The sequence below is a fragment of the Cupriavidus sp. 86D6 genome, from assembly GCF_057815095.1.
The window spans coordinates 280,828-299,550 of sequence record NZ_JBYPSB010000005.1 but is presented as its reverse complement, the minus strand read 5'-3'; the positions used below and the strand labels follow the sequence as shown (position 1 = coordinate 299,550).

Genomic DNA, 18,723 nt, shown 5'->3' with positions numbered 1-18,723 from the left:
TCGCGGTCAGGAATACAGGGGAGGCGCGTGTGCGGGCGGGGGATGGCTGCTGCCGCCGCGCCAGCGCAGACGGTGCGGCGTGGCGGCACGTACCAGCGGCCAGGCGACCCATGTCGCCAGCACCAGCAGTACGGCACACAGGGCCAGAAGCGCCTCGATCATCGATGGATCGACATCGAGCCCCGGCCCGGCATGGCTCAGGCCTTTTTCAACATCGATCGAAAAAGGCTCGTCATCGGCATGGGGAACGGCAGGGATGGCCTGGGCCTTGCGCTCGTCGAGCACGACCTTGAACAGGCCCGGCATCGGGATATCCAGATGGAACCCGGTCTGGTGCGGCGTGCCCATGTGGGCATGCAGCAGCGGACCCAGGCACTGGATCACGATCAGGATCGTCAGGAAACCAAATCTGGTGAAAGGTACTAGGCGCCCCATGGCGGTGGAATCACAAGGTTGGGGCTGGCGGAGTTGGCGACCATGAAAGCCGGTTGCCGGCGCCATGGCTGTCTGGCCAGGTATGTTGACGACGGCGCCCCCGTGATGGAGGCAGGCTGCTCCCCCAGGACGGACCGAATGCTAGCACGGCTTCGTTGCCGCTGCCACCGCACCCCGACGTGGCCAGGGCATGGCCGGCGGCAGGCGAGGCGAGCGACATGTCGCGACATGACATGACGGGACTTGTCAATCGCCCATTTCGTCGACAAAAAAGAGCATGACCGGTCGACCGTTCAATCGGCACACTATTGGCAGCAATGGCACAGAATCTGCCGTATGCTGAATTGTTCAGCGTGCAAGCGCGCCCAGTCCGACCCTGCCCGGAGGCGACTCATGCTTGTTGGAAGTGCAGTAGACAAGCTGCGACGTGAAGCAGCCGTCGCACGCGAGACCGCGCCCGTCGATCGGCGCATCGCACGACTTCGCCAGGACATTCGCTGGCAACTGCACTATGCAAAGACGCAGAAGGCGCGCGGCTACCCGGCGCGGGACTACGCGCGGGTACTCCGGCTGCTGCGGCAGACCCTGAGCGTCGAAAGAGCCTATCGGGCCGCGTTGCGCAAGGCGGCGCTGGCCCGGCTGCCTTGAACCACCGCCGGCCCCCGGCCAGTTTTCCGCGTATTGGGGAGCGGCGCACCGGCCACCCGGCGCTCACGGTCCTTTTGCCGCCCACCGCCAGGACACTCCGGTTCGACGCACGCCGTAGCCTTGCGCGTGGCGGCCCAGAACACCAGTGCCGCCACGCTGACCGCCGCACCCAGCGCGCAGACGCCATGCCACCCACCGGCCCCGTATGCCGCGGTGGTGCCAATGCCGCCCAGCCCGCTGCCCACGGCATAGAACAGCATATAGAGACCGATGAGGCGGCCGGGCGCCTCCGGGCGCGTCCGGACGATCATGCTCTGGCTGGTGACATGCAGCGCCTGCCCCGCCGCGTCAAGCAGCACGATGCCCACGGCCAGTATCCACAGCGACACATGCAGCTGGGCAAGCGGCCACCAGGCCAGGACCAGCATCACCAGTGCCGCCAGGGTCGTGCGCTGCCCATGTCCGGCGTCCACCCACTTGCCGGCACGCGCGGCCGCCAGCGCGCCAATCACCCCCACTAGCCCGAACGCACCGATGGCCGTGTGCGGCAGCGAGAACGGCGGCGCACCCAGCGGCAGCACCACTGCGCTCCAGAAAATGTTTAGCGCGGCAAACATCAGCAGCGCCAGCATGCCCCTGACCTGCAGCGTGCGCTCGTGGCGCAGCAGCGCGAACATGGACAGGATGAGACGCGGGTAGGTCACGCGCACGCGTGGCGGCGCAAGCACCGGCAAGCGGTTCCAAAGCAGCACACCCGCCACGAACATCAGCATCGCCGCCGCAAGGTAGACCCAGCGCCATCCCGCAAGATCGCTGACCGCCCCGGCAAACACCCGGGCGGACAGCAGGCCCACGAACACGCCGCTCTGGGCTGCCCCGACCACCCGGCCCTGCTCGTGGACCGACGCCGCGCTGGCCGCATAGGCCAGCAGGCCTTGCGTCATCGCCGTGCCAAGCAGGCCCACCGCCAGCATGCCCGCGAACAGCGCGGGCAACGTCCGCGCCAGGGCCACCACCACCAACGCGACGACCAGGGCAACCAGTTGCACACGCATCAGCCGGCGCCTGTCGAGCAGATCGCCCAACGGCACGACGAACAGCAAGGCCAGCGCGCTGCCGGCCTGGGTCATCGCCACCACGCTGCCAACGGCCGCCACGTCGATCCGGAAATCGCGCGCCAGGGCATCGAGCAGCGGCTGGACGTAATAGACGTTGGCCACGCTGAAACCGGCCGATGCGGCAAACAGGGCGACCAGGCCCCGGGCCATGCCAGGGCCGCCCGGCCGCGCCGCAGCGTCGATGCGTGATCTTTCCAGCGTGTCTTCCGGTGCCATGGCGCCTCTTATCCAGTTTCAAAACAAAACTGGTTGAATGCTAGGGCAGCCGGTTTTAAAATGCAACCAGATCATTGCGTGCCGAGACCCATGCCAACACCTTCGACCCCCGCGACACCTGCGGCGCCCATGACGCGTACCGCCCCGAAGCCCCCGGAATCCTGCCCGGTCGCCAGGTCTCTCGATGTGGTGGGCGACCGCTGGTCGCTCCTGATCGTGCGCGACGCCTTCGACGGCGTGCGGCGCTTCAGCGATTTCCAGCGCGGCCTGGGCATGGCACGGAATATCCTGGCGGACCGGCTGCACAAGCTGGTGGAGGCCGGCGTGCTGGCATTGCAGGCCGCTTCCGATGGCTCGGCCTACCAGGAGTACGTGTTGACCGCAGCGGGCGAGCGGCTGTTTCCGGTGGTGGTGGCGCTGCGCCAATGGGGCGAGCGGCATCGGTTCGCGGCCGGTGAGCGCCATTCCACGCTGATCGACCGGCGCACCGGCAAACCCGTGCCGCCCATGCAGCCCTTGGCGAAGGACGGCTCCGTCATACGCGCCGCCGATACCGAGGTCCGCAAGGTGAAGCAGGACAAGCAGGACATCGGCGCCGCCCGGACCGGCGTATGATCGCTGGCATCCCCTGGCCGCCGGAATGTCCGCGATGACCGACCGCCCTCATCTGTCTCCCAAACTGCATCTGACAGTCACGCACGGCTTTGCGCTGCATAACAGCCGGCAGCCCGCGTTCCGGCGCGAGTGGCACGAGCATGACTGCGGCATGCTGCTTTGGCCGCGCATGGGCCGGCTCAAGACGGTGTGGGATACCCCCGGCGATGCGCCGGGGGCAGCGGCGCCCGCTACGGCGGCACGGTCACGGCGTGCCGCGACACTGGTGCGCGGTGCCGCGGTGCTGCTGCCGGCGTCGACGTCGCACCTCACGGCGTCCGAGCATCGGCTGCAGCAGCACGGCGAACTCTATCTGCCCCCCGACCGCATGCCCGCCCTGCGGTATGGCGCGATCCGCCTGGACGGGCCCACTGTCGCCATGCTGGAGGCGCTGCTGGCTCCCAACCTGTCCACCCCGAGTGCATCCTGGCTGGTGCGTGCCATCGTCGAGCAACTGGTGACGAGCCGGCCGCTGGCGCATCCCGAAGCGCCGGCATCGATCGCCCATCGCATGGTGTGGCGCTTCACACAGGCGCTGGAATGCGACCAGCCCCTGCCGTCGATCGATGCGGTGGCCAGCGAACTGGGTGTGGCGATTCGCCAGTTGCAGCGGGCATGCCAGATCGAATTCGGCACCACGCCCGTGGCGATCCGGCGGCGCGTGCTGGCCGCGCATGCCAGGGCGCTGATCGCGACCGGGCACGCGCCCGCCAGTGTCAGCGTGCAGCTGGGCTTTGCCTCCAGCGGCCACCTGCACCGGCTGCTGCGCGAGGTGCCGGCGCCGGCCTAGGGCGGCGTTCCTCACACGCTGGCCACGATCGCTTCCACTTCGATCTCTGTCCATGCACAGTCAGGCAGACTGGCCACGCCCACCGCGCTGCGGGCGGGCAAGGGCTGATCGGGAAACGCCACGCGCAACACGGCCGAAGCCGCGTCGAGTACCGCGGGATGCCGCGTGAACGTGTCCGCCGCACGAATGAACCCGCGCAGCCGTACCACCTGGACCACGCGCGACAAATCGCCGCCACAGGCCTGCCGCAGCGCCGCCAGCGCATTCAGCATCGAGACCTGCGCCGCTTCGCGGGCCGGTATCAGGTCGTCGTCGGTGCGGCACAGCCCGGCCATGGCCACGCCGTGCCGCCGGCAGACCTGGCCGGAAATCGACACCCATTGCGCATCGCCAACCGGCACCGCGCAATACGGCGCGTAGTTTCCTCGGGGCGCCGATACCTCCGGCAGCACCAGGCCCACCGCCGCGAGCCGCGCTTCCGGCGTGCCTGGCGACGTGTCTGGTGGCGTGTCGGGCGGCGCGCCTGGTGCCTGCGCCGTCATGGCGCGCCCCATGCCGTCTGGCCACTAAGCCAGCAGCCGTCCGCCGCGCCCTGGTCGTCGATGCGCGGCGCCACCAGAATCTCCGACGGACTGCCCATGGCATCGCCTTGCCAGACGGCAATGGATGGCGCGGCGGCCGCGTCCGCCCCGTTGCCCAGGCCGCCTTCGCGGGCCAGGTAGCCCCACAGCGCGGCGGCGGCGATGCCGGTGGCGGCGTCCTCCGGGTAGCCCGACGATTTCGGAAACTGCCGCGCATGCACGATGCGCCGGCCATCCGCCTTCGTCGCGCCCAGCGCGTAGGGATAGAGGCCCGTGGAGCCGATCGATTCGCAGAGCGCCTGCATCGTGGCGAAGTCGGGCTGCAGACCATCGAGCATCGCCACGGACGGCAGCGCCACCAGCGTCTTCACGCGGCTGGTGGCGGCGTTGGTCATCGTCCACGCGCCCATCGGCAAGCGCAACTGCGCGGCCACCCGGGCACTTTCCTGCGCGCCCAGCGGCTGCGTGCGTACCGCCGGCTGCGAGATCCACGCGCATTGCAGCGTGTCGTCCCACCGGGCGTGCACCACGCCGCTCAAGGTTTCGATCCGCGCGGTGGGCGTGGTCCACTGTCCCCACTGCCGCAGCGCCCATAAGGTGCCGACAGTGGCGTGGCCGCACATTTCCATCTCGTGCTGGGGGACGAAGAAGCGGATGCGCCAGTCGCAGCCGATGGCGCTGGGCAATACAAAGGCGGACTCGTGCCCGTGCGAGGCGGCCACCGCCTGCATGCCCGCCGCGTCCATGCCCTGTGCATCGGCCACCAGCGGCACGGGGTTGCCGCCCCGGCCATCGCGCACGAATACGTGGATCAGACTGACTTCACTCACCTGTGGCTCCTACCGATCGTGCAATCGCTCCCCAATAGGGGATGTCCTTCTGTACGGCGGCCTGCAGCGCCGCCGGCGTGCCCGGCCGGGCCGTGACACCCTTGGCGGCAAGGTCTTCCGCCACGGCCTTGTCTCGCAATACCTTGTTCAGTGCGGCATTGAACCGGTCCACCACCGCTGCCGGGGTCCCCTTGGGGAACGCAATGCCGTACCAGAGCTGCTGCTCGAAATCGGGCACGCCCTGGCTGGCAAACGTCGGCACGTCGGCCAGCAGCGGCGTGGGCGCGGTGGTGGCGATGGCGGTGATCTTGCGCGCCTTGATGTATGGCGCCAGGCCCACCGGATTGTCGAACATGATCTGCACCTGCCCGCCAATCAGGTCGGTGTAGGCCGGGGACGCGCCGCGATACGGCACATGCACCAGCGGCACGCCCGCCAGCTTCTGGAACTGCTCCCCCATCAGGTGCGATACGGTGCCTACACCCACCGAGCCGAAGCTGTGCTGCGTCTTGTCGGCCCTGAGCCTGGCCAGCAACGCCTTGACATCGGTCGACTGCAACTGGTTGTTGACGGCCAGCACATACGGCGAGGTGCCGATGAACCCGGCATAGCTGAAGTCCCTGGCCGGATGGTAGGTCAGCTTGGGATAGATCGCCACGCTGACCGCATGCGTGCTGGTGGTCACCACGCCGGCGGTGTAGCCATCGGCCGTGGCGCGTGCCACGTAGGCCGAGCCCAGTGTGCCGCCGGCCCCGCTGCGGTTGTCGATCACCACCGGCTGGCCCAGTTCGCGCTGCAGCAGCGGCTGGATCGACCGCACCACCAGGTCGGTGCCGCCGCCCGCCGGGAACGGGACGACGATGACAACGGGCCTGGCGGGCCAGGTTTCGGCCTGGGCGGCCCCGAAACAGAGTCCGGCTACGATGGCCAGCAGTGCGCGGCGCGCCGCGCGGGGCGGATGGGACAGGATTGACACGGGCTTCCTCCTTGTGGATGTGCAGGGAGTCTAGGCACGCGGCGCGCGGGATTCGAACCGGAATGCGACCCGTACCGATCCGAAATGCGCCCGGCGGTCAGGCCGCCCCGCCCTGCCCACAACAAAAAAGGGCACCCTCGCGGATGCCCTTCGATTCAAATCCGTCCCGAGGCCTCAGGGGCTATCGTCCGCGGCCTGCGAGTCGCGGAAATGCGCCCGAACCAGCCTGGCGGCTGCTTCCCAGAGCGCCGGGGCGCCACGCTCGATGGTCGGCCCGTAGCGGGCGACGACCTGCGCCTCATCGAGCCCCGGCGCAATCCACGTGCCGCCGCCGGTGGCGACGTTATGAAGCAGCGGCTGAAAGCGGTCCAGCGACTTGGCAAACTTCGCGTCATCCGTTTCGGCCGCCTCGAATTCGGTCCACAGCCGGCGAAACTCGGCGGCCTGCGCTGCCGGCAGCAACGAAAAGATCCGCTGCGCGGCCCGCTGCTCCCGCTCCGCCTGGTCGGTCCGGGCGGCCTGGGCGGCCTGGGCGGTCTGCCGCGACGGAGCATGAAGCGGCGTGTCGCCGGCATCGATTTCCACGATATCGTGGAGCAGCAGCATCTTGACGACACGCACCACATCGACCGGCGCCGCGGCATGTTCCGACAGCACGAGCGCGTACATGGCAAGGTGCCATGAATGCTCGGCACTGTTCTCGCGGCGCGACTGGTCGATCAACGGCGACATCCGCACCACGCTCTTCAGCCGGTCGATCTCTCGCAGAAATGCCAGCTGACGTTCAAGATCGGAGAGGTTCATGGCGCCGTTTCGTCCGGCTCGTCTTCCAGCAGATGCCCGTAGGCATCGATCTCCTTCTGGGTACGCGCCTCGCTGGCGGCAATCTTGTCGGCGGTGATCTCGCCGTCCACGAACTCGACCGACACCCGGCGCACGCGCGAATCCTTGTCGACGATGCCCTGCAGCACCTTGTCGAACAGCTTTTCTCCGGCCTTGAGGCCTAGCGCCTGCGGCACCAGCACCTTGACCAGCAGGATCTCGTTGTCGTCCGAGCCCTTGGCCACATCGGCGATGGCTGTCCTGAGGTAGCCCTTCAGTTTCAGCACACTGAGATTGCCGGGAACCGCCACGTGCGATACCCGAATCCGTTTCTTGTCCATACGCTACTGCCCGGCTGTGATGTCAACGCGCCGAATATAACGCACGGACGCCCCACGCCCGGCTGCCGCGGCGGCCGGGCGCTTCATTAAGCATTCTTAACGGAAGATGCATACGAGAATCATTATCATTTGAGGCTCGTTTGTCATGACCGGATCGGTAGACCGCCGGTTCCGCCCCGAATGCGCCTGAAAACCCTTGCCCTCGTTGCCGGCACCCTCCTTTGCGCAGCGCCGCATGTGCGAGCCCAGCAGACCGGTTCCGGCGATCCCCTGCCAACGGTGGTTGTCACGGGCACCCGGAGCGAAAAAACGCTGGACGAGACCCCGATCCGTACCGAGGTGGTGGACCGCCAGGAAATCGAGCGCACCCATGCGCGCACGCTCAAGGATGCGCTGGAAAACGTGCCCGGCCTGCAACTGCGCGAGATCCACGGCAAGTCCGGCTATGAAGTCACGCTGCAGGGCATGACAAGCGACCAGGTGCTGATCCTGATCGACGGGCTCCCCATCTCGGCCAGTACCGGGTCCACCGTCGATGTCTCGCAATACCTGCTGACCGAGGTGGACCGTGTCGAGGTGGTCAAGGGCGCCAGTTCGGCCCAGTACGGCAGTTCGGCGATGGGCGGTGTCATCAACGTGATCACGCGCCCGATTGCCAAGGGGTTCTCCGGGGCCGTCACGGCCGATGCCGGCAGCTATGGCGCCCAGAATGCCGATGGCTCGCCCGGCGCCCTGCACGGCAACATCCGGCTCGAAGGGGGCACCGGGAAGATCCGGGCGCGCGTCAGCGCCGATGCGCTCGACAACAAGGGCTTTGCCGTCGATCCGGACGGCTGGACGCGTCACGGCGACAAGATCCGGCGTGAACAATACGCAGGGCGCCTGGAATGGCTGCCCGCCCAGGCCGGCAACTTCTGGTTCGACGCCAGCGCCTACCGCGAGACCGACGAGCAACGGTATCAGTACTACGCGCCGCCCCGCTACGTGCCGCAGCGCAAGACCGAGGACATCGACCGCAACCGATACACCTACGGCGGCCAATGGCGCTTCGACAACGGGGTGCGGGCACGGCTGGCCGGCGTGCATGAAACCTACGACAGCACGTCGCGCGAATACTCGAACGGCGCCCAGACCTCGGTCCGCAACGCCGCCCAGCAGACCGACCATGTTTCCGCCCAGTTCGACCTGCCGGCCTGGTATCGCCAGTTGTGGCAGTTCGGCGGCGACTTCCATCGCGAAACCCTCGACCAGTCGGTCAATGGCACTTCGGAACTGGCGGGCACCGGCAGCGCCGAGCGCCAGTCGGGCGAGCTCTACCTGCAGAACGACATCCTGTTCAACGACACGTGGGAGATGGTGGTCGGCCTGCGCGGCCAGCACGATTCCGACTTCGGCAGCCACTTCGCGCCCAAGGTAGGCGTGCGCGCCAACCTGCTGTCCAACGACACGTGGAAAGGCGTGCTGCGCGCCAACTACGGCCAGGGTTACCGCGTGCCGAACCTCAAGGAACGCCATTACCTGTTCGACCACAGCTCGCTGGGCTACGTCGTACTGGGCAATCCGGACCTGAAGCCGGAGTCGTCGAACAGCTTCCAGCTGGGCGGCCAGCTGAGCTGGCGCGACCGCGTGACCCTCGACACCAACCTGTTCTACAACCGCGTGACGGACCTGATCCAGACCGACATGACCAACTTCACCATGGTCAACGGCATCGCGGTCTACACGTACCGCAACGTGGCGCGCGCCAGGACGCAGGGCGTCGAGACATCGTTGCGCTGGCGTGCCACCAGCCAGCTGAACCTGACCACGGCCTACACGTTCACCGATACCGAGGACCTCGATACCGGCCTCGAACTGACCCGCCGGCCGCGCCACATGGGCCGCGTGGGCGCCGACTGGCGTGTCCTGCCCGCGACGGAGCTGTCGGCGCGTGCGCGCTTCCAGAGCAGCGAACTGACCGACTCCGCCACCGGCGCCTGCTCGCCGGGCTGGGGCACGCTCGATCTGGTGCTGAACCAGAAGATCGGCCGCAACGTGACCGCTTTCGCCGGCGTGAACAACCTGTTCGATCGCCAGCGCGATTTTGCGAATGCCAGTGACTTCGGGCCCGTGGCGGGGCGCTTTATCTACCTGGGCGCGCGGTTCAACGTCGACGTCGCCCGCTAACGAGACATCAAACGGGGAAGCACTGATCATGATCCACGACACGCTTGCACTGCATCGCCGCCCGCTGGGCGTCATCGGCGCGGCCGCGCTGGCACTGATGCTGGCCGCCTGTGGCGACGGCGACGGCGACAGCGGCGGCGGTACCACGACCGGCGGCACCAGCGGCGGCAGCACGGGGGGCGGCACCACGACCCCGCCCGCCTCCACCTCGGCATTCACGCAGACGGCCGACTGGACATTCGCATTGCCGGCCGCCGGCAATTCCCTGTGCTACGACTTCAACGCCAAGGCCGAAACGGCCTGTACCGGCACCGAGTGGGACCTGAAGGTCAAGACCGAAGCCGGCGGCCGCACGGCAAAGCTGTGGACCAACAGCGGCACCAGCGGCACCGGCAACGGCGGCGCGTTCGGCAGCCCGTTCGACCACACCTGGACCACGCTGGCGACCTGGAAGAACGCCACCATCGATCCGGACAATGGCGCCCTGCCTGCCACGGTATTCCTGAAGGACTCGGCCAGCGGCGTGTTTGCCAGCACCGCCAACGACATCGGCTCGGCCGCATTCGAATACGGCGTGACCGGCGCGGCGACCGATCACCTGCTGTACCCGACCTTCCGTACCTTCGTGATCACGACCAACAGCGCGCTGGCCGACACCACGGGCACCGCCGCGGCGCCGGTATTCGCCCTGCAGGTGACCGGCTACTACGGCGGCGCGGGCGGCACGACGTCCGGCTATCCGAGCTTCCGCTTCGTGGATCGCAGCGCGCCGGGCACGGTCTACACCGCTTCGGTCAATGCATCGGCCGACTGGGTCTACTACGACCTGGTCAACCGGGCCGTCACCACCGCCTCGGGCCCCTGGCATATCGCGTTCAACCGCTACAACGTCAAGCTGAATGGCGGCGAATCGGGCACGGGCACGGTGGCGGGCTTCGTGGGCAAGACGCCGGCCGGTTTCTATGACGCATCGAACAAGCCGGTGGCATCGGCATTCACCAGCGCCACCAACGTGAGCACGACGCTGGCCGATCTCACCGCCGCCGACATGCGCCTGCCCACGGCCGCCGCGCAGTGGATCAGGGATTCGACGGCGTCGGTGCTGAACCCGGCCTACACGGGTGCGTACCCGAATCCGATGAATTTCGGCTGGTATTCGTACTTCCCGACCGCCGCGGCGGCCGCCGCCAACGGCCTGCCGGCGGTGGCGCACCTGATCAGCGCCAACCCCGACGCTGGCGGCCTGATCCGCGGCGGCGAAGGCGGCACGTATGCGCGCTTCCACCTGACGAAGATCGCCTACGCCGATCCGAACGCGAACAGCAGCCAGCAAACGTGGACGATCCACTTCGACGTCCAGCCCTGAGCCCCGACTGCTGAACGAGCGACTACCCGCGACACCTCACGACACACATGGACATGGAACAACAAGGCATCGAGACGCTGCGCCAGCGCCATCAGGCATTGGCCGACGCCCACCCGAAACTGCGCATGCGCGACCGCGCCCAGCGCCTTGGCGCCAGCGAGGCCGAACTGGTCGCGGCCGGATGCGGCGTGGCCGTGCGACAGCTTGGCGGCACGGCGCAGCAGCTGTTCCGTGATCTCGGCACGCTCGGCCCGGTGATGGCCCTGTCGCGCAACGACCATGCCGTTCACGAACGGCATGGCCAGTATCAGGGCATCGAGGCGGACGGCCCCGTCGGCATCGTGCTCGGGCCGGACATCGACCTTCGCATGTTCTTCGGCAACTGGCGGTATTTCTACGCCGTCACGGAGCATGGCCGCGACAGCCTGCAGTTTTTCGACCGGGCCGGCGAAGCGGTACACAAGGTCTACCGCACCGACGCCACCGATGCCGCGGCATGGCAGGCATATGTGGATCGCCATGCCGTGGCGACGGTGACGCCGGTCCTGCCCGAGCCCGTTGCGCCAGTGACCGAGTCCGAGACCCCTGCCGACGCCGATGCCATGCGTGCCCACTGGCTGGGGCTCCAGGACACGCATGATTTCTTTGCCATGCTGCGGCAGTTCAAGGTATCGCGCCTGGGCGCCCTGCGCACGGCCGGCAATGACCTGGCCCAGCAGGTGGACAACACGGCCGTCGAAACCGTGCTCGGCCGTGCCGCCGAATCAGCGCTGCCCGTCATGTGCTTTGTCGGCAACCGGGGCATCGTACAGATCCATACCGGCCCGGTGCACAAGCTGGTGCGCACCGGCCCCTGGTTCAACGTGCTCGACGAAGCCTTCAACCTGCACCTGAACACCGAGGCCGTTGCGTCGAGCTGGGTCGTCAACAAGCCCACGGTCGATGGCTGGGTGACGTCGCTGGAACTGTACGGCGCCGGTGGTGAGCTGATCGTCCAGTTCTTTGGCGAGCGCAAGCCGGGCAAGCCGGAACTGGGCGCGTGGCGCGCGCTGCTGCAATCGCTCTGCCCGACGGCACTGGCCGCCTGACCGCATTGCCGGAGTCGACATGAAACTACTGCGCTCTGCGCTGTTGTCCCTGCTGTGCGCGGCAGGCCTGGCCCATGCCGCACCGCCGGCCCGCGTGGTCGGCCTGGGCGGCGCGATCACTGAGATCATCTACGCACTGGACGCGGAAAAGACGCTCGTCGGCGCCGATTCGTCCAGCATCTACCCCGCTGCCGCGCTGAAGCTGCCCAAGGTGGGCTACTACCGCGCGGTGTCGGTCGAAGGGCTCGCCAGCCTGAGGCCCGACCTTGTACTGGCCGCCGACCAGGCCGGTCCGCCCCAGGCACTGGAACAGATCCGCAAGCTCGGCAGCAAGGTGGTAACGCTGCCTTCGGCGCCCACCGTGGCGGCGCTGGACCAGCGCATTCTCGGCACCGCCACGGCGCTGGAGATGCCGGAGCGCGGCCGCGCGCTGGTTGACCGCCTGCACGCCGAACTGCGGGCCATCCGCGCGGTCAGCCAGCCGGTGCGCGTGCTGATCGTCAGCAGCCACACCGGCAAGATGCAGGGGATGGGCACCGCGACTGCCGGTGACGCCATGCTGGCGCTGGCGGGCGGCACCAACGTATTGGCCAGCCAGACCGGGTTCAAGCCGTTTTCGGCCGAGGCGGCCGCGGCCCTGAAGCCGGACGTGATCGTCACCACGACGATGTCGGTCGGTGCCAGCGGCAGCGCCGACGCGTTCCTGGCGCAGCCGGGCCTCAATGCGACGCCAGCTGCCCGCAACCGGCGCATCGTCGTCATGGACGATCTCCTGCTGCTGGGCTTCGGGCCCCGCCTGCCAGAGGCGCTTCGGCTGTTGCAGACGGGGCTGGCTGCCCGGCAAACGGCGGACCGCTGATGCGCAGCCACCGACTGGCCATCTTCACCACGCTGTGCGTCATGCTGGTGCTGGCCGCCCTGTGGACAGCTTCCAGCGGCGCGCTGTCGATTCCGCACCAACGTCTGCTGCCGTTGCTGTGGTCGGCCGCTGGTGACGGCGACGATGCCATGTGGCGCAACGTGCTGATCGAAGTGCGGCTGCCACGTATCGTGCTGGCCATCACGGTGGGCGCCGCGCTGGCGCTCTCGGGCGCGGTCATGCAGGCGTTGTTTCGCAATCCGCTGGCCGAGCCGGGCCTGATCGGCATCTCGCTGGGCGGTGCGGCCGGCGCGGTGGCGGCCATCGTGCTGGGCGCCGACGGACTGGCCGGCATCGCGCCCGCCGCGTTCATCGGCAGCCTTGCGGCAACGTCGTTTGCCTACCGGCTCGGCGCGCGGCGGGGGGGCATGGCCAGCCTGCTGCTGGCCGGTATCGCGATCAACGCCATCTGCGCGGCCATTGTCGGCTTCTTCACGTATCAGGCCAGTGACGTGCAGCTTCGCAACCTCACGTTCTGGAACATGGGCAGTCTCGCCGGCGCCACGTGGCCCTTGCTGGCGTGGCTGGTCCCGCTGGTGGCTGTGCTGTGCGCGCTGCTGCTGCGTGACTGGCGCGCCATGAATGCGCTGCTGCTGGGCGAGCGCGAGGCCCTGCACCTGGGCTTCGATCTCAAGCGGCTGCGCCGCCGGCTGATCGTGCTGACCGCCCTGCTGGTGGGCCCCATCGTCGCCGTCACCGGCACGATCTCGTTCGTTGGGCTTGTCGTGCCGCACCTGGTGCGCATGCCGCTCGGTGCGGACCACCGCTGGCTGCTGCCGAACACGCTGGCCGGCGGCGCCATTGCCATGACACTGGCGGACTGGCTGTCCCGCATGGTGGTGATCCCGGCCGAGTTGCCGATCGGCATCGTCACGAGCCTTGCGGGCGGGCCCTTCCTGCTCTGGATGCTGACGCGAAAGGGGGCATGAGGTGCTGGTCGCCCGGAATCTGCACTGCAACCGCGGGCGCCGACAGGTGCTCTCCGGTATCGATCTGAGTCTGCGCCCCGGCGAAGTGCTCGGCATTCTCGGCGCAAATGGCGCGGGCAAGAGCACGCTGCTGGGTGCGCTTGCCGGCGAGATCGCCGTCCCGGCGTCGGCTGTCTCGCTCAACGGGCGTGACATGGCGCACTGGCCTGCGCACGCCCTGGCGCGCACGCGCGCGGTACTGCCGCAGTCGCCGGGGCTGAACTTCGATCTGGACGTGACCGAAGTGGTCGCCATGGGCGGCTATCCGTTCCCCGAGCTCGACCGACGGGCGCTGGACGCACTGATACGCCGCGCGCTCGGGCTGGCCGATGTGGCACACCTGGCCGGCCGCGACTACCAGCGCCTGTCTGGCGGCGAACAACAGCGCGTGCAGTTTGCCCGTACGCTGGTGCAGACGCTGGCCTGCCGGGCAGCCGACAGCTATCGGGCCCTGCTGCTCGACGAGCCGATTTCGAGCCTCGACCCGCGCCACCAGCTACTGCTGCTCGACAGCGTCAGAACGCTGAGCCGCACCGATGGCCTGGCCGTGCTCGTGGTATTGCACGACGTCAACCTGGCGGCTCGCTGGTGCGACCGCTTGCTGCTGCTGGCCGATGGCCGGGCCGTCGCCTGCGGCGATCCGGCCGAAGTGCTGACGGAAATCAGGCTGGCGTGCGTCTATGGCATCCCCGCCAGGGTGATGCCGTCGCCGGTGCACGCGGGCGTGCCATTCGTCGTCTTCGGATGACCGATTGCCTGCAGCAGATCCTGCAAGAGGCGCTGGCGCACAAGCCGGGCCCGCTGATGTTCGTGGCGCTGGTACTTCCGCCCGTGCTGCTCTGGATTGCCGTGTTCGGGCGCGTGCCTGCCCCGGGCGCTACCGACGCCGATGGCGCTGCAAGGCCATTCGTCGCCCGGCATTCCATATGGATGCGCGATGGTCTCATCGGCAGCGCAGCGCGTCCTTGAGCCCCGTCCTGTCGCTCCACTGGCGGCGGTCCAGCAGCAACACGGCCAGAAGCCCCTCGGGAAGGTTCTCTTCCAGCGAAAGCCGGGCGCCATGCAGCCCCGCGATGGCATTGACCAGGGCCAGGCCGAGCCCGCTGCCCGATGGCGCGACGCCGCCCGATTTCCGGCCCGAGGTTGCACCCAGACGCCGGAACCGCTCCACCGCCTGGCCGCGCAGGTCTGCCGGAATGCCGGGGCCGTGGTCTGCCACGCCCAGCGCCATGCCGTCGCCACGGCGGCGCGCCAACAGTACCAGCGCCTTGCCCTCCGGCGCATACTTGATGGCGTTTTCGATCAGGTTCGACAACGCCTGGAACAGCAGCGCGCGGTCGCCGTACAGCTCGCGTCCCGGCTCGGCTTCGATGCGCAGCGCCATGCCGGACATCGACACCAGCGGCGCATAGTATTCAGCCAGGTCGTCGAGCAGCCCGCGCACCTCGAACCATTCGAACGCGTGCTCGCAACGTCCGGCTTCCACTTCGCCGATACGAAGCACCGCGCGGACCATGCGCTGGATACGCTCGCCTTCTTCCAGCGCGCCAAGCACGTCGTCGCGCATGGGGTCATCGACTTTCTCCGCCAGGTTGGCCAGGCGGTTGTGCATGCGCGTGAGCGGCGTGCGCAGTTCGTGGGCCAGATGGCTGCTTACGCTCTTGACCTCTTCCATCAGACGGTTCACGCGATCGAGCACATGGTTGATGTCCTGGCCCAGCAGGTCGAATTCATCGCCATCGCGCCGGCAGGGCACCGTCGCGTCGCGTTCGCCGGTCACGTAGCGGCGCAGTGCGCTGCGGATGCGGTCCACCCGGCGCATGCTTTGCACGCTGGAATAGAGCCCGATGGCCAGGCTCGACAGCAGCACCGCGAAGAGGCCCGCGCCGGCTACCAGCGGAAACACGCGCAGCCGTTCACGCATGGGCAGGATGTCGTAGCCGCTGAAGAACACGCCGCCGTCGGCCAGCGGCACCTGCACGCCGAACAACTGGGCACGTTGCGCACTGGTATCGCCCACCGTGACATTGCGCCACTGCAAGTCGCAAGGGGGCTCGCATTGCAGCGCCGCCCTGACCTTGGCATCGCCGAACAGCAACCTGCCCGATGGCGCCAGGACCAGCGACCTGCTGCCTTCGCGTTCGCGGCCGTCTTCCTGGGTCAGCGCCACGGCCAGCTGGCTGGCGTCGGCCAAGTGATGCCTGTGTTCCTTGGCACGCACATCGGCCAGCACCATGTCGCGCACGTGGCTGTGCAGCAACACGTCGATCTGATGCGCGCTCAGCAGGACCGATCCGATGGCGACCAGCAGGAAGAGGAACGCCACCAGCGAGGCATGGCGGAAAGTCCTGGTCTCCAGCAGATGAACGCGCTCAGCCCAGGACATAGCCGACCGCGCGCACCGTACGCAGCAGCGATCGCGGGAAATTGCGGTCGATCTTGCTGCGCAGCTTCGAAACGTGAACGTCGATCAGGTTCGTCTGTGGATCGAACTGGTAACCCCAGACCTTTTCCAGCAGCATCGCACGCGTGACCGTGCGGCCGACGTTGGTGGCCAGTACCTGCAGCAGTGCGAACTCCTTCTCGGTGAGATCGATCGGTTGGCCGCCTCGCGACACGCGGCGCTCGCGCCAGTCGATGCAGAGGTCTTCAAGACGCGTGACCCAGTCTGCGCCGTGCGGTAGCGCACGCCACTTGGCCAGCCCTTCCAGCCGCGCCAACAGTTCAGTGAAGTCGAAGGGCTTGCCCAGGTAATCGCCGGCGCCGGCACGCAGTCCTTCCACGCGGTCGCTTGGCTGGTCCACGGCGGACAGCACCATGACGGGGGGATGCGGATGATCGGCCAACGCACGCAGTACGCCGATGCCATCGATGCCGGGCAGCATCCGGTCCAGCAGGACGGCGTCGAAGGCTTCGTCCCGGATCAGTTCGAGCGCGTGTTCCCCGGTGTCCGTCAGGCGGCAGGCATGCCCCTGCTGTTGCAGCCTGCGCCGAGCCAATGCCTCACCCGCGGATCGTCCTCCACGATCAGAACACGCATGACAGTCTTCCCCCCTTGCCCAAGTTCACCCGCCCGTCGACCCTTCTTTCATCCGGACCTGTTGTCATCGTCCGGTTTGGGCATGATTCTACATGCGACGCATTCTCATTTGCAGGGGAATTTGCCGGAGGGTCGTCCACCCGGACATCGGCAGTGTCAAGCCCGGAAAATCGGCTGGCACCTCAAGTTTGTGGTCCGCCTGCCGTAAGCCTCCGTACTACCATTGCTCCGTGGAAGCGCCCGTCGCGACCTGGCAATGGGCTACCGGCCGGACTGCCGGCGCGATCGCGCCAGAGTCACGCGGTGCGACAACAGGGATATGTGGAGTCGATATGCTGAGATTTTTGACGATTATCTTGCTCTCGACATTGGGTTCGTCTGCGGCCAATGCCGCGCCGGATACGGGCAGTCGGCCCCAGATTCTGAGTACCGAACGCGGAATCAGCGATGGCCGGCGTGATGCGACGGTGTTGCACACCCCGCCGCTCCCCCGGGCCGGTGTCATGGCGACCCAGCCGAACGCCCCCGCCTATGACCAGCAGGTCAACGGATCTGCCCCGTACCCGTATATCGTCGCGCCATATATTCAGATACCCGGCAATACGCCGTACCCGCCTCCCCCGCGTCCCGTACCGCACGGTCGATAAATCGCGACAAACCCGGGGAAATCCAATGGCCCTTCGCGGGGCAGGAAGGGACATTCGGCGACCTGGAACACAGGGCTACGCCAGCATCAGGTCCAGGTTCTGAATCGCGGCGCCGGAAGCGCCTTTTCCAAGATTGTCGAAAACCGCAGACAGTAGTACCTGCCCGTGCGCCTTGCTGGGAAATACGCTCAGACGCAGGTCATTCGTCCCGTTGAGCGCCTGCGGGTCCAGATGCTTCACATCGCGCGACGCTTGCAGCGGCAATACATGGACATGCTCCGCCCTGGCATAGTGGCGCGCGAGGCAGTCCTGTAACGTCGCGCCATCCACCCCCGGTGCCAGCAAACGCAGCGCCAGCGGCACCGTCAGCACGATGCCCTGCCGGAACGCGCCGTAGGCAGGCATGAAAATGGGTGGCTGGCTGAGCCCGGCATGCTGCTGGATCTCGGGCGTGTGCTTGTGCGCGAGTTCCAGGCCATATACCTGGTAGGCCGGCGCGCTGGCGGCCGCCTGCCCCTCATATTCCTCCACGCCGGTGCGTCCGCGTCCGGAGTAGCCCGATACCGCATGAATGCTGATGGGGTAGTCGTCCGGTATCAGCCCGGCCTGCACCAATGGATGCAGCAGGCCAATCGCACCGGTCGGGTAGCAACCGGGGTTGGTGACCCGGCGTGCCTTCGCAATGCGCCCGGCCTGGCCCGGCGTCATCTCTGGAAATCCGTAGGTCCAGTCCGGGTGCGTACGGTGGGCGGAGCTTGCGTCGATCACGCGAACGGCGGGATTGACAATGGTGGCCACTGCCTCGCGCGCGGCGGCGTCCGGCAGGCAGAGGATGGCGATGTCGCAGGCGTTGATGGCTTCTGCGCGACGCCGCAAGTCCTTGCGCTCCGCAGCCGCCAGCGTCATCAGCCTGATATCGGTCCGGTGACGCAGCCGTTCGTGGATCAGCAATCCGGTGGTGCCTTGGTCGCCATCGATGAAAACCACGGGAGAACTCATAGGTGAAATGCTCCGCAAACTTTGGATAAGAAGAAGCAGGACGAAGAGAAAGCGCCCCTATGTTCGGCGGACCGCTACAATATGAAAAGTTGAATTTTATAACGTGAACATTCAGTTTT

At 67.5% G+C, this 18,723-nt stretch carries 20 protein-coding genes; 10 read left to right on the top strand and 10 right to left on the bottom strand.

The features are described 5' to 3' along the window. Window positions 1–6: 6 nt before the first annotated feature. Window positions 7–501 carry a hypothetical protein gene (locus tag AC3G88_RS14760; protein ID WP_488772006.1) on the bottom strand — a complete coding sequence of 165 codons (495 nt, stop codon included), beginning with the start codon at window positions 499–501 and terminating at the stop codon, window positions 7–9. 327 nt (window positions 502–828) lie between these two features. On the opposite strand from AC3G88_RS14760, the gene AC3G88_RS14755 reads away from it, so the two are divergent. Beyond that, entirely contained in the window at window positions 829–1,083 is a 255-nt protein-coding gene (locus AC3G88_RS14755; RefSeq protein WP_488772007.1) for a hypothetical protein, read from the top strand. On the opposite strand, the gene AC3G88_RS14750 is transcribed toward AC3G88_RS14755, so the two are convergent. After that, entirely contained in the window at window positions 1,038–2,351 is a 1,314-nt protein-coding gene (locus AC3G88_RS14750; protein WP_488772369.1) for an MFS transporter, read from the bottom strand. The two genes, AC3G88_RS14755 and AC3G88_RS14750, sit on opposite strands and share 46 nt — an antisense overlap. A gap of 195 nt (window positions 2,352–2,546) precedes the next feature. Between AC3G88_RS14750 and AC3G88_RS14745 the strand changes: the two genes are divergently transcribed. Together AC3G88_RS14745 and AC3G88_RS14740 are read left to right on the top strand one after the other, a co-directional pair. Beyond that, the gene (locus AC3G88_RS14745; RefSeq protein ID WP_488772008.1) at window positions 2,547–3,032 is read left to right on the top strand and encodes a winged helix-turn-helix transcriptional regulator; all 486 of its coding nucleotides are present in this window, start codon (window positions 2,547–2,549) and stop codon (window positions 3,030–3,032) included. Between the two features lie 34 nt (window positions 3,033–3,066). Next, window positions 3,067–3,861: a helix-turn-helix transcriptional regulator gene (locus AC3G88_RS14740; RefSeq protein WP_488772009.1), complete on the top strand. Its 795-nt coding sequence runs from the start codon at window positions 3,067–3,069 to the stop codon at window positions 3,859–3,861. Window positions 3,862–3,872: 11 nt separating this feature from the next. Here the strand turns inward: AC3G88_RS14740 and AC3G88_RS14735 are convergent, their stop codons facing one another. The 5 genes from AC3G88_RS14735 to AC3G88_RS14715 all read right to left on the bottom strand — a co-directional run bounded on the left by AC3G88_RS14735 (window position 3,873) and on the right by AC3G88_RS14715 (window position 7,411). After that, entirely contained in the window at window positions 3,873–4,403 is a 531-nt protein-coding gene (locus AC3G88_RS14735) for a RidA family protein (RefSeq protein ID WP_488772010.1), read from the bottom strand. After that, on the bottom strand, window positions 4,400–5,272 hold the full coding sequence (locus AC3G88_RS14730) for a PhzF family phenazine biosynthesis protein (RefSeq protein ID WP_488772011.1): 873 nt from the start codon (window positions 5,270–5,272) through the stop codon (window positions 4,400–4,402). Before AC3G88_RS14730 ends, AC3G88_RS14735 begins: the two co-directional genes overlap by 4 nt. Continuing rightward, the gene (locus tag AC3G88_RS14725; protein WP_488772012.1) at window positions 5,265–6,248 is read right to left on the bottom strand and encodes a Bug family tripartite tricarboxylate transporter substrate binding protein; all 984 of its coding nucleotides are present in this window, start codon (window positions 6,246–6,248) and stop codon (window positions 5,265–5,267) included. The genes AC3G88_RS14730 and AC3G88_RS14725 overlap by 8 nt, the downstream gene beginning before the upstream one ends. A gap of 174 nt (window positions 6,249–6,422) precedes the next feature. Beyond that, window positions 6,423–7,052 (bottom strand): HD domain-containing protein, encoded by a 630-nt coding sequence (locus tag AC3G88_RS14720; RefSeq protein ID WP_488893463.1) that lies wholly within the window; start codon window positions 7,050–7,052, stop codon window positions 6,423–6,425. After that, complete coding sequence (locus AC3G88_RS14715) at window positions 7,049–7,411, bottom strand: hypothetical protein (protein ID WP_488772014.1); 363 nt, start codon at window positions 7,409–7,411, stop codon at window positions 7,049–7,051. The genes AC3G88_RS14720 and AC3G88_RS14715 overlap by 4 nt, the downstream gene beginning before the upstream one ends. A gap of 237 nt (window positions 7,412–7,648) precedes the next feature. On the opposite strand from AC3G88_RS14715, the gene AC3G88_RS14710 reads away from it, so the two are divergent. Genes AC3G88_RS14710 through AC3G88_RS14680 form a run of 7 tightly spaced genes read left to right on the top strand, consistent with a single transcriptional unit; the run spans window position 7,649 to window position 14,887 of the window. Next, window positions 7,649–9,577, top strand: coding sequence for a TonB-dependent receptor plug domain-containing protein (locus AC3G88_RS14710; protein ID WP_488772015.1), 1,929 nt, complete (start codon window positions 7,649–7,651; stop codon window positions 9,575–9,577). A gap of 28 nt (window positions 9,578–9,605) precedes the next feature. Further along, on the top strand, window positions 9,606–10,943 hold the full coding sequence (locus AC3G88_RS14705; RefSeq protein WP_488772017.1) for an HmuY family protein: 1,338 nt from the start codon (window positions 9,606–9,608) through the stop codon (window positions 10,941–10,943). Window positions 10,944–10,996: 53 nt separating this feature from the next. Next, on the top strand, window positions 10,997–12,031 hold the full coding sequence (locus AC3G88_RS14700) for a hemin-degrading factor (protein WP_488772018.1): 1,035 nt from the start codon (window positions 10,997–10,999) through the stop codon (window positions 12,029–12,031). A gap of 19 nt (window positions 12,032–12,050) precedes the next feature. Next, a complete protein-coding gene (locus AC3G88_RS14695) occupies window positions 12,051–12,890 on the top strand; it encodes a heme/hemin ABC transporter substrate-binding protein (RefSeq protein ID WP_488772019.1) in 840 nt (279 codons plus the stop codon). Window positions 12,891–12,931: 41 nt separating this feature from the next. Then, the gene (locus tag AC3G88_RS14690) at window positions 12,932–13,879 is read left to right on the top strand and encodes a FecCD family ABC transporter permease (RefSeq protein WP_488772370.1); all 948 of its coding nucleotides are present in this window, start codon (window positions 12,932–12,934) and stop codon (window positions 13,877–13,879) included. Window position 13,880: 1 nt separating this feature from the next. Beyond that, complete coding sequence (locus AC3G88_RS14685) at window positions 13,881–14,666, top strand: heme ABC transporter ATP-binding protein (RefSeq protein WP_488772020.1); 786 nt, start codon at window positions 13,881–13,883, stop codon at window positions 14,664–14,666. Beyond that, on the top strand, window positions 14,663–14,887 hold the full coding sequence (locus AC3G88_RS14680) for a hypothetical protein (protein WP_488772022.1): 225 nt from the start codon (window positions 14,663–14,665) through the stop codon (window positions 14,885–14,887). Before AC3G88_RS14685 ends, AC3G88_RS14680 begins: the two co-directional genes overlap by 4 nt. Here AC3G88_RS14680 and AC3G88_RS14675 read toward each other — a convergent pair. From AC3G88_RS14675 to argC, 3 genes are all read right to left on the bottom strand, one after another. Continuing rightward, window positions 14,862–16,304: a sensor histidine kinase gene (locus tag AC3G88_RS14675; RefSeq protein ID WP_488772023.1), complete on the bottom strand. Its 1,443-nt coding sequence runs from the start codon at window positions 16,302–16,304 to the stop codon at window positions 14,862–14,864. The two genes, AC3G88_RS14680 and AC3G88_RS14675, sit on opposite strands and share 26 nt — an antisense overlap. Continuing rightward, window positions 16,291–16,917, bottom strand: coding sequence for a response regulator transcription factor (locus tag AC3G88_RS14670; RefSeq protein ID WP_488893462.1), 627 nt, complete (start codon window positions 16,915–16,917; stop codon window positions 16,291–16,293). Before AC3G88_RS14670 ends, AC3G88_RS14675 begins: the two co-directional genes overlap by 14 nt. Window positions 16,918–17,680: 763 nt before the next feature. Next, window positions 17,681–18,604, bottom strand: a complete 924-nt coding sequence (argC, locus tag AC3G88_RS14665; RefSeq protein WP_488772025.1) for an N-acetyl-gamma-glutamyl-phosphate reductase — start codon at window positions 18,602–18,604, stop codon at window positions 17,681–17,683. Window positions 18,605–18,723: the final 119 nt, after the last annotated feature.